Below are 14,333 nucleotides of genomic sequence, written 5' to 3'. Positions count from 1 at the left end.
CGGTGCCGACCGGACTCCGACGCCCGGCGAACCGATGCCGACCGCCGTCAAGATCCTGATCGCGGGAGGCTTCGGCGTCGGCAAGACCACCCTGGTCGGCGCCGTCAGCGAGACCCGTCCACTCCGGACGGAGGAACTCCTCACCGAGGAGGGCGTCAGCGTCGACGACCTCTCCGGGGTGGAGGCCAAGACCACCACCACGGTGGCGATGGACTTCGGCCGGATCAGCATCAACGACGACCTGGTGCTCTATCTCTTCGGCACACCCGGGCAGGACCGGTTCTGGTTCGTCTGGGACGAGCTGGCGCTCGGCGCGCTCGGCGCGGTGGTGCTCGCCGACACCCGCCGGCTCGCCGACTGCTTCCCGTCGGTCGACTACTTCGAGAAGCACGGCACGCCGTTCATCGTGGCGGTCAACTGCTTCGAGGGCGCCCGGCAGTACCAGCTCCAGGAGGTGACCCAGGCGCTGAGCCTCGACCCGGGCGTACCGGTCATGCTCTGCGACGCCCGGAGTCGGGAGTCGGGCAAGGAGGTGCTGATCGCCGTGCTCGAACACGCGATGCGCAGCCACCGGGCGATGTCGGCGGCCGCCGCCGGCTGAGCCGCCACCCGGGACGGTTCCCGGGCCCCGTCGTGCACTCGTCCGCCACGGCGCGGACGAGTCGCACCCCCAGCCGTGGCCGGACGTCCCGCCGGCCACCCCCGGGCCCACCCTCCGCCGGGCCGCCCCGGCGGAGGGTGCTGACCGGGCAGGTCAGAAGACGTACCGCTCGGCGAGGCCCGAATAGTCGAACTGCTCGTCGGCGCCGAACCAGAGCTCGGACTCGTACTTCGCCTCGTCGACGCTGCCGGAGGCGTGCACCAGGTTGGCGATGGCCTTGCCGGTCGCCTCGGCGTACGCCTTCGACATGTGCGCGAAGTCGCCCCGGATGGTGCCCGGCGCCGCCTGCCCGGGGAAGGTCGGGCCGATCATGCGGCGGACGTTCGCCACCGCCTCGACGCCCTCCAGCAGCAGCGCCACCACCGGCCCCTGCTGCATGTAGGTGGCGGTGGCGTCGTAGACGCCCTTGCCGAACCGCTCCTCCAGGTCGAAGTAGTGCCGGCGGGTGAAGTCCGCGTCCATCTGCTTCATCTTGATGCCGACGATCTTCAGGCCGGCGTCCTCGAAGCGCTGGACCAGGCGTCCGGTCAGCCCCCGCGCGACCGCGTCGGGCTTGAGCAGGACAAGAGTACGTTCTATGGCCGCCACCGGGGCCCCTTCCTCGATCATCTGGTCGGGCCTCCACGAGCTGGACGCCCGGGAGCCCGACACCTGGCCGTCGGGCGCCCGCTCCAGCGACAGGCCGCTGAGAGCACGATAGTAGTCGGCCCGGTTCACCCGGCTCGGCGCTACCGCCCGGTCGCCGGCCCGGTCGGGCCGGCGGCGGCCAGCGGGGTGTGCCGGTAACTGAGCCGGCGGAGCAGCACCTCGGCCGGGCCGCGCCGCCCCGCCCGGCGCATCAGTTCGGCGAGCAGCACCGTGCCGAGCCAGACGCCGAGGGCCACCGCCGAGGCAGCCGCGTCACCGAGCCGCCCGCCGAGCCCGCCGGTCCAGGGCGAGAAGAGCGCCACGAACGCCACCGACTGGAGCAGGTAGCAGGTGAGCGAGCGCTGCCCGCAGGCGGCGAGCGCGGTGACCACCGGGCCGGGGGTACCGCGCCGGCCCGGTGCGGTGCCGAGCCGGTGCGCGACCAGGCCGGCCAGCGCGGCGTAGCCGAGGCCGGCGCCGATGCCGGTCAGGCTGTGCAGGACGTACGCCGGTACGGCGCTGGCGGCGCTCCAGTCCGTCCAGACCCGCGCGTCGATCAGCGCCAGCGGGGTACCGCCGAGCACTGCGAGGCCGATCCCGCCCAGCGCGACCCGGGCCAGCAGTCGCCGGTGCCGGCCGGGCTCGTCGAGCAGCCGGCGCCGGGCGGCCCAGATGCCGAGCAGCATCGGGGTGACCACGTCCAGCGCCAGCATCGGGGCGAGTACCGCCCAGGTCCCGACCCGGGGGCCGATCGCGGCGAGCGGGGAGTCGTAACCGGTTGGCAGCGGTGTCGAACCGTTCTCGATGATCCCGAACGGCGGCACGACGGAGACCGCGACGAAGACCAGTGTCCAGAGCCCGGCGACCCACAGCAGGGTACGGTCCCGGGCCCGGAGCATGCCGACCAGCACCAGCCCGAGCAGGCCGTAGGTGGCGAGGATGTCGCCGAAGAAGAGCAGCAGCGCGTGTACGAAGCCGAACACGATCAGCCAGCGGCTGCGTCGGCGGAGCAGGCCGCGTACCTCCGGCCAGTCGGCGCCGGACGCGGCGCGCCGGTCGGCCAGCCGGACCATCCCGTAGCCGAAGAGCGCGGCGAACATCGGCAGCGCCCGGCCGTCCACCAGGAGCACCTGGAGCCCGGCGACCACCCGGTCGAGGGTGCCGCCGTCGGTGCGGTAGCCCCGGAACAGGGTCTCGTGGCCGTAGAGGTACATGTGGGCGTGGGCCAGCGCGATGAGCAGCAGCATCGCCCCCCGGGCGAGGTCGGGGGCGAGGGATCGAACGGCCGGCGGCCCGGATGTCCGGGGCGGGGCGACGAGGTCGGTGGGGCCGGAGAGGCTGGACATGGTTCCCCCGTTGGTCCAGGAATGTGGGCAGGGCAGGTCGCGACAGGCCGGGATCGGCCGGCGGACGGCAGAATCGCCGAGTCGACTGCGACGATTAGCTACGGATACGTATCTAACCTACGACAGATAAGATACGCAAGCGTTTCTTAATGGAGAGGCAGCATGCGCGAGAAGGAAGCCGGCCCGGAGCCGGAGCGGCGGACCCGGCGGCGCGGCGACGAACTGGTCCGGGCCATCCACGCCGCGGTGCTCCGCCAGGTGGCCGAGGTCGGCGTCGGCGGGCTCACCATGGAAGGCATCGCCAAGGAGGCCGCCACCGCCAAGACGTCGCTGTACCGGCGCTGGTCCTCTCCGCGCGAACTGCTGCTCGACGCGCTGCACGAGGCGCACCCGCAGGAGGTACCGTCCCCCGGCGCGGACGACCTGCGCGGCGACCTGATCCGCGCGCTGCGCCAACTCGTCGCCTGGATGACCACCCCGGCCGCCACCGCCGTGGTGGCGATCATCATGGAGCGGCACCGCCACCCGGACCTGGTGGCGGCGTTGTACACCCGGGTCTTCGACGCCCGGGGTGGCACCTTCACCAGTACCGTCCTGCGGCACTACGCCACCCGGGGCGAGGTCGATCCCGCGCTGCTCACCCCGGTGGTGATGGACATCGGCGAGGCACTGGTGCTCAAGTACAGCACCGACAACGACCACCTGCCCGGCGACGAGGTGCTCGCCGCCATCGTGGACCAGGCGATCCTGCCCGCCGTCGGCATCAGACCGGCCGGCCCTCGGACCGCGGCCCGGGTCCGCGCGACGGTTGACGGCGGGCCACGGTAGACGCCGAGGCATTGGCGCACCGGGCGGGGCGCCAATGCGACCGATAGCCGAATGAATGGCGATAACCCGTCTCCGGTACGGCGACGCCGCACTTTCCCGGTTTGCTGCCGGTTGCCCAGCGTTGTCGCACGGCCACTCGGCGCTGGTCCAGTTGTGTAAAGATCGGCCGGCGTGGTCACCACCACGGCGAGGCATCCGTCACCGCCACAGACGTGAACCGTTGCTGGCGAACGAAAGGGGACGCCGTTGTCGCTCCAGGCCGAGCAGGCACCCGCCGGACTCATCCACGAGGCGTTCGAAACACAGGTAGGGCGGTCGCCCACGGCGACCGCCCTCGTCGTGAACCGGGATCGGTTCAGTTACACCGATCTCGACATCCGCGCCGAGCGGGTCGCCTCGGCGTTGCGTGCCCGGGGCGTCGGCCGGGGCGATCTGGTCGGCGTCTGCCTGCCCCGGACCGCCTGGCTGGTCCCGGCGCTGCTCGGCGTACTCAAGTCCGGCGCGGCGTACGTGCCGCTCGATCCCGGCTATCCCGCCGACCGGCTCCGGCTGATCACCGAGGACGCCCGGCTGCGCCTGGTGGTCTGCGACGAGTCGAGCACCGCCCTGGCGGCGACGGCCGGCGTCGGCGTACTCGACGTCGCCGAACTGCCCGCCGAGCCGGTCCGGCGCCGGGTCGAGGGCGGACCCGACGATCTGGCGTACGTGCTCTACACCTCCGGCTCCACGGGGCAGCCCAAGGGAGTGCCGCTGGCCCACCGCAACACCATGGCGTTCCTGCGCTGGGCCGCCAGCGCGTACGGCCCGGACGAGCTGCGGGGCAGCCTGGCCGGCGCCTCGGTCTGCTTCGACTTCTCGGTGCTGGAGATCTTCGCGCCGCTGGTCACCGGCGGCACGGTCATCCTGGCCGAGACCGTTTTCGCACTGCCCGACCTGCCGGCCCGGGACGAGGTGACGATGCTCTGCGGGCCGCCGTCCGCACTCTCCGTCCTGCTCGGCCGCGCGCTGCCGGCCGGGGTCCGGACCGTCACCTTCGGCGGCGAGGTGCTGACCTCGGCGCTCTGCGCCCGGGCGTACGCCAACCCGGGGCTGCGCCGGGTGGTCAACATCTACGGGCCGACCGAGACCACCACCGCGGTACTCGCCGACGAGGTACCGCCGGGCGGCGAACCCTGCCTGGGCCGGCCGATCGCCGGGGCGGTGCTGTCGATCCGGGACGACGACGGCCGCCCGGTCGCCGACGGCGAGTCCGGGGAGCTGTGGATCGCCGGCCCGGGGGTCGGCACCGGCTACCTCCACCGGCCCGAGCTGACCGCCCAACGCTACGTCGAGCGGGACGGCCGGCGGCACTACCGCACCGGCGACCTGATCCGGCACCACGACGACCGGTACGCGTTCGTCGGCCGGCGGGACGACCAGGTGAAGGTACGCGGGTTCAGGGTCGAGCCGGGCGAGGTGCAGGCGGCGCTGGCCGGCCACCCCGACGTACGCTCCGCCGTGGTGCTGGCCCCGGTCGACCCGTACGGGACCCGCCGGCTGGTGGGCTACGTCGAGCCGTCCGCGCCGGTGACCGAGCCGGAACTGACCGGGTACCTGCGCGAGCGGCTCCCCGGTTTCATGGTCCCGTCCCGGATCGCGGTGCTGGACCGGCTGCCGCTCGGGCCGACCGGCAAGGTGGACCGGGCCGCCCTGCCCGAGGTCGAGTTCGCCCGCGCCGACGACGAGGCGTACGTCGCGCCGCAGGGCGACACCGAGGCCGGGCTGGCCCGGCTGGTGGCCGGGGTGCTGGGGGTGTCCCGGGTCGGCCGGCACGACCGCTTCACCGAGCTGGGCGGGCACTCGCTGGCCGCCGCCCGGCTGCTGGCCCGGGTCGCCGACGAGCACGGGGTCGCGGTGCCGCTCGGCCGGTTCCTCGGCGCGCCGACCGTGGCCGAACTGGCCCGGGAACTGGCTCCGGACCGGGCCCGGCCGGTGCCGGTCCGGGAGCACCGCGACCGGCATCCGCTCACCGACATGCAGCGGGTCTTCTGGATGCTGCGCCAGGTGACCGGCACGCCGTGGGCCTCCACCGTGGGACTCCGGTTGGCGGTCACCGGGCTGGTCGATGTGGAGCAGCTTCGGGCCGCGCTGGCCGCCCTGGTGGTCCGGCACGAGTCGCTGCGCACCCGGATCCTCGACGGCGACGACGGCCCGTACGCCGTGGTGTCGCCGCCCGTCCCGGTGCCGGTGACCGAACTGACGGACCGGGACGGCGCCACCGGCCGAGCCGGCACGGCGGACGACCCGTCCACCGGCAACGGGCCCACCGGTTCGGCGGCGCCGGGGCGCCGAGGCGACCCACGCCCGGACGACGAGCGGCGCCGGCTGGCCGCCGGCTTCGCGGCCCAGCCGTTCGAGCTGGCCGGCGACGTGCCGATGATCCGGGTCGGCGTGCTCTGGACCGGGCCGGACCGGGCCGAACTCGCGATCGCGGTCGACCACACCGGGTTCGACGGCGTGTCGATCGGTGTGCTGATGCGGGACCTGGCGGTCGCCCTGGCGGCGGTCCGGGCCGGCACCGATCCCGTTGCCGCACTCCCGCCGCTGCCGGTGCAGGTCTCCGACGTGGCGGTCGCGGACGAACGGGCCCGATCGGGCGCCGGACCGGCCGTCGAGAGGTTCTGGGAATCCACACTCGACGGTGTCGTTCCGCCGTACGACCTGCCGGGTAAGCCACGGCGGGGACCGAGCCGGCACGCCGGGCGCCGGGTGGTCCGGCCGATCGACTCCGGGCTGCGGGCCGGGATCGCGGCGCTGGGCGAGCGGGACGGGTTGACCCCGTACGCGATGTGGGCCGCCGCCCTGGTCGTGCTCCTGGACGGGCTCACCGGGCGGCCGGACACCCTGCTCGGCGTCGCCGCCGCCAACCGCGACCGGCCCGGGCTGGACCGGCTGATCGGCGCGCTGATGGATGTGCTCCCGGTCCGGGTCGACTGCGCCGACGACCCCTCCTTCGCCGGCCTGGCCGCCCGGGTGGCGGCGAACACCGCGCAGGTACTGGCGCACCGGGACGTGGCCGTCGGCGACCTGCCCCGGCTCACCGGCGTGGTACGCCCGCTCGGTGCCGGACTCACCCCGGTGGTGCTCTCGGTGCAGCCGGAGGACCTGCCGATGGAGGTGACCGAGGACGGCGGCACGGTACGCCTGCTCGGCGAGCTGGACACCGCCGCCGCGCAGAACGAGCTGACCGTCTACGTCAACGCCGGCGCGGACGGCCCCGAACTGCACGTCGAGTACGACACCGACCGGTTCGAGGCCGCCGACGGGGAACGGATGGCGGACCGGCTGCTCCGGCTGCTCGGCGCGGCGATCGCCGAGCCGGACCGGCCGGTCTCGACACTGCCGCTGCTCGACGACGCGGAACGGAGCTGGCTGCTGCGGGTCGGCGACGGTGGCCCGGTGCCGGCCCAGACCCCGCCGACCGTACTGCCGGCGATCTTCGCGCGGGCGGCCGCCACCCCGGAGGCGGTCGCGGTGGTCGGCCCGGCGGGCACCCTCGACTACGCCGGCCTCGCCGCGCACGCCGAGCGGGTCGCCGCGCACCTGGTCGCGCTCGGTGCCGGGCCGGACGCGCCGGTCGGGGTCTGCCTGCCCCGGGACCACCTGCTGCCGGCGACGCTGCTCGGCGTACTCCGGGCCGGCAGCGCGTACCTGCCGCTGGAGCCGGACCAGCCGGTCGACCGGCTCCGGCACCAGGCGACCGAGGGCGGGGTACGACTCGTCCTGGTCACCCCGGCCACCACCGCCGCGGTCGCCGGGCTGCCCGGAGTCCGGCCGGTCGACGTGACCGCCGTACCGGCCGCCGCCGGGGTCCCGCTGCCGCCGATGCCGACCGCCGACTCGCTGGCGTACGTGCTCTACACCTCCGGCTCCACCGGGCGGCCGAAGGGCGTGGAGGTCACCCACGGCAACCTGGCCGGCTATCTGGCGGCGATGGGCGACGATCCCGGGTACGGCCCGGCCGACGTCTTCCTGGCCGTCGCCCCGCTCTCCTTCGACCTCTCCTGTTTCGAGCTGTGGCTGGCCCTGATGGTCGGGGCCCGGACCGTCGTGGTCGGCCGGGACACCGCCGTCGACGGTCCGGCCCTGGCCGCCCGGGTCGAGGCGACCGGGGTGACGGCGATGCTGGTCACCCCGTCGACGTTGCGGCTGATGCTGGCGGCGGGCTGGCGCGGCGGCCCGGAGGTCCGGGTGATCAGCGGTGGGGAGCCGCTGGACGCGGGCCTCGCCGACGAGCTGACCAAGGTGGTCGGCCAGCTCTTCGACGGGTACGGGCCGACCGAGGCGACCGTCCTGGTGACCTGCCATCCGATCCCGCCCGGGATCGCCGGGCCGGTGCCGATCGGCGGGCCGATCCGGGGCGCCCGGCTCTACGTGCTCGACCGGGCGGGCCGGCTCGCCCCGCCCGGCGTGGTGGGGGAACTGTGGATCGGCGGCGCCGGGGTGGCCCGGGGCTACCGCAACCGGCCGGACCTGAGCGCGGCGGCCTTCGACACCGACCCGTACGCACCGGGCGGCCGCCGGTACCGCACCGGTGACCTGGCCCGATGGCGGCCGGACGGCGTACTCGACTACCTCGGCCGGCGGGACACCCAGGTCAAGCTGCGCGGTTACCGGATCGAGCTGGAGGAGATCGAGACCGTGCTCCGGAGCCACCCGGCGGTGGCCGACGCGGCGGTGACGATCGTCGAGCCGGGCGGGCCGGACGCCTACCTCGCGGCCTACCTGGTCGGCGACCCGGGCCTCGATCCGGAGTCGGTGGCCGGGCACGCCCGGAGCCGGCTGCCCGGCTACATGGTCCCGCCGCGCTGGACGGTACTGGACCGGTTGCCGCTGACCACGGCCGGCAAGGTGGACCGGGCCGCCCTGCCGGCCCCGGCCGGACCGACCGCACCGCCGGCACCCCCGCGCACCGAGATGGAGAAGTTCGTCGCCGAACTCTGGGCGGTCGTGCTGGACCGCCCGGAGGTCGGTCGGGACGACGACTTCTTCGCCGTCGGCGGGCACTCGCTCGCGGCCACCCGGCTCACCGGCCGGCTCCGGGAGCAGCTCGGCTGCGACATCGCGGTACCGCTGCTGTTCCAGCATCCCCGGCTGGCCGACTACGCCGCCCGGGTCGAGGAGCTGGTCCTCGCCGACCTGGCCGCCCTCGACGACCAGGCCGACCTCGACCCGTCGGAGCCGGTGGAGCCGGCGCGTCCGGTGGAGCCGGCGCATCCCGTGGAGCCGGCGCATCCCGTGGAGCTGGCCGGAGGTGCCGGGGCGGCGCCGCCGTCCCGGGCCGTGCCGGCACCCGCGACGCCGTCGCCGAACGGGGCCGGCCCGGTGGCCGAGGGGTGGCGGCGGTGACCGGGGTGGAGGCCCGGCCGGCCGCCGGCAACGCCGAGGAGCTGCGGAACCGGCTGGCACAGCGGCTCGCCCGGGCCCGCCAGGCCGGGACCGCGCCCGCTATCCCGCGCCGGCCGGACCCGGACGCGCCGGTGCCGCTTTCCGGCAGCCAGACCGGGATGTGGTTCGCCGCCCAGTACGAGCCGGAGAGCGCCGCCTACAACGTCCCGACCGGGTTGCGGCTGCGCGGCCCGCTCGACCCGGAGGCGCTGCGCGGGGCGGTCGTCGACCTGGTCGGCCGGCACGCGGTGCTGCGCAGCGTCGTCGAGTCCTCCGACGGTGTGCCGGTCTGCGTACCGCGGCCGGTGGGCGAACTCCGGGTCGAGGTGGTGGACCTGTCCACGCAGGAGTGCCCGGAGGAGGTCGTCCGGGACCGGTTGGCCCGATCCGCCGCCGAGCCGTTCGCGCTGGACCGGGATCTGCCGACCCGTGCCGTGCTCTACCGGCTCGCCGACGACGACCACCTGCTCGCGCTCACCTTCCACCACATCGCGGTCGACGCCTGGTCGCTGCGCCTGATCGTCACCGACCTGGCCGCCTGCTACGCCGTACGGACCGGTGCCGCTCCGGCCGTGCCACCGGCACCGTTGCAGTACGCCGACGTGGTCGCCTGGGAACGACGGCGCGCCGACCCGGCCCGGTCCGCCGCCACCCTGGACTGGTGGCGGGAGCGGCTCGCCGGGCTGCCGGCCGTACTCCCGCTGCCGGCCGACCGGCACCGTCCGGCGGTGGCCGAGTCGGCCGGCGACCGGGTACCGGTCGAGCTGCCCGCCGAGTTCGCCGACCGGGTACGCCGGGCCGCGGCCGAGACCGGCAGTACCCCGTTCATGGTGCTGCTCGCCGCCTGGCAGGCGCTGCTGGCCCGGCTCGCCGGCACCGACGACCTCGCGGTCGGCATGATCTCCGCCGGTCGGCGGCACCCGGAGACCGAGCCGGTGGTGGGGTGCTTCGTGCGTACGGTGCCGGTCCGGGCGGAGCTGTCCGGCGAGCCGACCGGACGGGAGCTGCTGGCCCGGACCCGTACGGCGGTGCTGGACGCCATCGAGCACGCCGACGTGTCGCTGGAGGAGCTGCTGACCGAGGTCCGTCCGGAACGGGTGGCCGGCGCCCATCCGCTGTTCCAGACCCTGGTGAACGTCTACGACGACCCGCTCGGCGCGGTCCGGCTGCCCGGCCTGCGCACCGAGGCGGTGGAGCTGGACACGCCGACGGCAAAGCTCGACCTGAGCCTCAACGTCGTCGACCCGGGGCCGGGGCGCCCGCTGCCCGGCTGGCTCGGCTACCGCAGTGCGCTCTTCGACCGGAGTACGGTGCAGGCCCTGGTCGGCTGGTTCACCACGCTGCTCGGCGGGCTGGTCGCCGACCTCGACCGGCCGGTACCGGCACTTCCGCTGGCACCGGTGCCGGGACCGCTGCTCACCGGGCCCGCGCCGACCTGGACCGACGACGCGACCACCCTCACCGCGCTGGTCGAGCGGCGGATCGCGGAGCGCCCGGCGGCACCCGCCGTGGTGGGGCCGGACGGCGTGCTGAGCTACGCCGAGCTGGACCGCCGGGCGGAGCTGCTGGCCCGCCGGCTCCGGGCCGCCGGGGTGGGCGCGGACGAGCCGGTGGCGGTCTGGGTCGAGCGGAGTACCGATCTGGTGGTCGGGCTGCTCGGCGCGCTGCGGGCCGGCGCGGCGTACCTCCCGCTGGATCCCGGCTATCCGGCGGCCCGGGTGCGGACCATGCTGGCCGCCGTGCGCGGGCGGGTCGTGGTCACCCAGCCCGAGCTGGCGGCCAGGCTCGTCGACGATTCCGGCAGCGCCGCCGGGGCCGGGCTGCTGCCGGTGGTACTCGTCGACGGCGCCGTCGCCGATCCCGACCCCGCGCCGGATCCGGCCACGCCCCCCGGCCCGGCCCTGACGGCGGAGCCGGCCGGACCGGTGGACGGGACGGCGGGCGCGACGGACGAGGCGGACCGGCTCGCCTACGTCATCTTCACCTCGGGCTCCACCGGCACCCCGAAGGGCGTCGCGGTGCCGCACCGGTCGATCGTGCACTACCTGCGGGCGGTACTCGACCGGCTCGGCCCGGCGGCGAGCGGCGGGGCGTCCTTCGCGCTCGTCTCCACCGCCGCCGCGGATCTCGGGCTGACCTGCCTGCTCGGCGCGCTGGTCACCGGCGGCACGCTGCACCTGGTGGACCGGGAGACCTCGCTGGATCCGGCCGCGCTCGCCGGCTACCTCGGCCGGCACCGGGTGGATGTGCTCAAGCTGGTACCCAGTCAGCTCCGCCTGCTGGACGCGCACGGTGACCTGGCCGGGGTGCTGCCCGGCCGGCTGCTGGTGCTGGCCGGCGAGGCGTGCCCGTGGGAGCTGGTGGCGCGGGTCCGGGCGGCCCGGCCGGACCTCGCGGTGCAGAGCCACTACGGTCCGACCGAGACCACCGTCGCCGTGCTCGCCTGCGACCCCGACGAGGTGCCGGAGTCCCGGCGGGACGGCAACCTGCCGCTCGGCCGGCCGCTGGCCGGCGCCCGGCTGTACGTGGTGGACCGGGCCGGACGCCCGCTGCCGGCCGGGGTACCCGGCGAACTGGTCGTCGGCGGCCCCGGGGTGGCCCGGGGCTACCTGCACCGTCCGGAGGCGACCGCGGCGTCGTTCGTCCCCGACCCGGTGCACGGCCGCGAACGCTGTTACCGGACCGGCGACCGGGTGCGGGTCCGCCATGACGGCACGGTGGACTTCCTGGGCCGGGTCGACGACCAGGTGAAGATCCGGGGTTACCGGGTGGAGCCCGGCGAGGTGGCCGCCGCCTGCCGGGCCGTGCCCGGGGTCGCCGACGCGTACGTGCTGCCGGTCGGCGAGGAGCCGCGGCGGCAGCTCGCGGCCTGGCTGGTCCGGCACCCGGACGCGGAACTCGACGTCGCGGCGGTCCGTACCGCGCTGCACGGGCAGCTTCCCGACCACCTGATCCCGACCGCGTACGTGGTGCTCGACGCGCTGCCGCTGAACCCGAACGGCAAGGTGGACCGGGCCGCACTGCCGGCCCCGGTCGCGGCCGGGCACACCCCGTTGACCGGCGACACCCAGCACCGGATCGCCGCCGTCTGGACCGCGCTGCTCGGTGCCGAGCGGGTCGGTGCCGACGACGACTTCTTCGCCCTCGGCGGCGACTCGTTCACGGCGGTCCGGGCCGCCCGGGCGATCGACCCCCGGCTGCGGGTGATCGACCTGTTCACCCACCGGACGGTCGCGCTGCTCGGGACGTACCTGGACGGGCTGGACGGCGGCGCCGAGGCGGGACTGCTGCACCGGCTCGCCGGGCCGCCGCCGGGCACTGCGACAACGCTGACCGCGGTCTGCGTCCCGTACGGCGGCGGCTCGGCGGCCGCGTTGCAGCCCTTCGCCGAGGCGCTCGCCGCCGCCCACCCCGGCACCCAGGTGTACGCGGTCGAGCTGCCCGGCCACGACCCGGCCCGCCCGGACGAGCCGCTGCTCCCGCTCCCCGACCTGGTACGCCGGTGCGCCGCCGAACTCGACGCGGTCCCCGGCCCGCTGCTGGTCTACGGCCACTGTGTCGGCACCGCCGCCGCACTGGCGCTCGCCGAGCGGCTGGAACGGGACGGCCGGGAGGTGGTCGGGCTGGTGCTCGGGGCGAGCTTCCCGATGGCCCGGCTGCCCGGCCGGCTGTCCCGGTGGATCGGCCGGCTCTTCCCGACCGACCGGTGGCTCTCCGACCGGGCGTACCGGAACTTCCTCACCGTGATGGGCGGGCTGGAGGACGTCGCGGACACCCCGGAGGCGGCCGCCGACACCGCCACCATGCTGCGGGCGCTGCGGCACGACGCCCGGGACGCCGAGGCGTGGTTCAGTGATCGGCTCGGCGAGCCGGACGCACCCCGGCTGCGCGCCCCGGTCCTCGCCGTGGTCGGCGAACGGGACCGCAGCACCGAGCTGTACGCCGAGCGGTACCGCGAGTGGGGTGCCTTCGCCGAGCGCGTCGAGCTGGCCACCATCCCCCGGGCCGGGCACTACTTCCTGAAGCACCAGGCGACCGGGCTGGGCGAGCTGGTCGCCGCGCGGCTGCGCGCCTGGAGCGCAGGCAGGTTGCCGGCGGCCGGCGGGACGGAGTTGCTGGCCCGGGCGGAGACCCGGCGCAACCTGCGGGCGTTCGGACTGCTCGCTGGCGGGCAGTTCGTCTCGATGGTGGGCAGCCAGCTCAGCGCGTTCGCGCTGGGGGTCTGGGTCTACCAGCAGACCGGCCGGCTGCTCGACTTCGCGATGATCACCATGCTGGCGCTGGTCCCGGCGGTCTTCGCCGCGCCGATCGGCGGCGCGGTCACCGACCGCTTCGACCGGCGGCGGGTGATGCTCGGCGCCGACCTGGCCGGTGCCGTCGCGATGGGCGCGCTGGCGCTGCAACTCTGGCTCGGCGAGCTGCGGATCTGGCAGGTGATGCTGGCGGTCACGGTCGGCTCGCTCGCCACGGCGGTGCAGCGGCCGGCGTACCTGGCCGCGACCGCGCAACTGGTGCCGAAGCCGTACCTGCCACAGGCGAACGCGCTGGCCAACCTCGGCACCGGGGTCGGCACGCTGCTCGGCCCGCTCGCCGGTGGCGTGCTGATCACCGCGCTCGGCCTGCCCGGTGTGGTCGCGCTGGACGTGGCCTGCTTCCTGGTCGCGGTCGGCACGCTGCTGGTGGTCCGCTTCCCGGACCGGCTGTTCCGGCGCCGGGAGGAGACCTTCGGCCGGGCGCTCGCCGGAGGCTGGCGGTTCATCGCCCGGCGCCGCCCGATGATCGTCATGATCGTCTTCTACGTGCCGGTGAACTACCTGCTGGCGGTGGCGATGGTCCTGGTCACCCCGCTGGTGCTCGACTTCGGCTCACCGGCCACCCTGGGCCTGGTCACCGGGATCGGCGGGCTCGGGGCGGCGGTGGGCGCACTGGCCATGGTGGTCTGGGGCGGTACCCGGCGGCTGGCGGTCGGCATGGTCGGCTTCACCATCCCGGTCGGCCTCGGCACGGTGCTGATGGGCGTACGCCCCGAGCCGGCGCTGGTCGCGGCCGGGCTGTTCCTCTACTGGGCGTCGCTGTCGATCCTGAACGCGCACTGGATCTCGATCATCCAGGTGAAGGTGGTGCAGGACCTCCAGGGGCGGGTGCTGGCGGTCAACCAGATGTTGGCCGCGGCGATGATGCCGCTGGGCTTCGTCACCGCGCCGGCGATCGCGGAACGGGTCGTCGACCCGCTGGTGCCGGGCGGCGCCGGCCCGGCCATCGCGGTACTGCTGGTCTGCACCGGCGCGCTGCTGATGCTCTGGAGCGCGGCGGGGCTGGCGTACCGGCCGCTGCGGCGGCTGGAGGACGACCTGCCGGACGGGGTCGCCGGAGCGGAGATCGACGACGACCTCGACGCGCTGCAACGGGAGTTCGACGCCCGCCCGGCGCGCTGACCCCCGCTG

Annotated in this window: 6 protein-coding genes; 4 read left to right on the top strand and 2 right to left on the bottom strand. The window is 75.3% G+C overall.

Annotated features, from left to right (window positions below):
• Positions 1-34: 34 nt before the first annotated feature.
• Entirely contained in the window at positions 35-601 is a 567-nt protein-coding gene (locus tag AAH979_RS00195) for an ATP/GTP-binding protein (protein WP_346256120.1), read from the top strand.
• Between the two features lie 153 nt (positions 602-754).
• Here AAH979_RS00195 and AAH979_RS00190 read toward each other — a convergent pair whose 3' ends face one another.
• Both AAH979_RS00190 and AAH979_RS00185 read right to left on the bottom strand, forming a co-directional pair.
• Positions 755-1,270: a nucleoside-diphosphate kinase gene (locus AAH979_RS00190; RefSeq protein WP_346256119.1), complete on the bottom strand. Its 516-nt coding sequence runs from the start codon at positions 1,268-1,270 to the stop codon at positions 755-757.
• 119 nt (positions 1,271-1,389) lie between these two features.
• Positions 1,390-2,634 carry a DUF418 domain-containing protein gene (locus AAH979_RS00185; RefSeq protein WP_346256118.1) on the bottom strand — a complete coding sequence of 415 codons (1,245 nt, stop codon included), beginning with the start codon at positions 2,632-2,634 and terminating at the stop codon, positions 1,390-1,392.
• Between the two features lie 162 nt (positions 2,635-2,796).
• On the opposite strand from AAH979_RS00185, the gene AAH979_RS00180 reads away from it, so the two are divergent.
• The 3 genes from AAH979_RS00180 (at position 2,797) to AAH979_RS00170 (ending at position 14,324) form a co-directional block, all read left to right on the top strand.
• Positions 2,797-3,462: a TetR/AcrR family transcriptional regulator gene (locus AAH979_RS00180; protein WP_346256117.1), complete on the top strand. Its 666-nt coding sequence runs from the start codon at positions 2,797-2,799 to the stop codon at positions 3,460-3,462.
• Between the two features lie 246 nt (positions 3,463-3,708).
• On the top strand, positions 3,709-8,850 hold the full coding sequence (locus AAH979_RS00175; protein ID WP_346256116.1) for an amino acid adenylation domain-containing protein: 5,142 nt from the start codon (positions 3,709-3,711) through the stop codon (positions 8,848-8,850).
• On the top strand, positions 8,847-14,324 hold the full coding sequence (locus AAH979_RS00170; protein ID WP_346256115.1) for an amino acid adenylation domain-containing protein: 5,478 nt from the start codon (positions 8,847-8,849) through the stop codon (positions 14,322-14,324). The genes AAH979_RS00175 and AAH979_RS00170 overlap by 4 nt, the downstream gene beginning before the upstream one ends.
• Positions 14,325-14,333 lie beyond the last annotated feature (9 nt).

It is taken from the genome of Plantactinospora sp. ZYX-F-223 (assembly GCF_039649625.1).
Classification (GTDB): Bacteria; Actinomycetota; Actinomycetes; order Mycobacteriales; family Micromonosporaceae; genus Plantactinospora.
The sequence above is the reverse complement of the archived record's forward strand: the minus strand, read 5'-3'. Positions and strand labels throughout refer to the sequence as shown.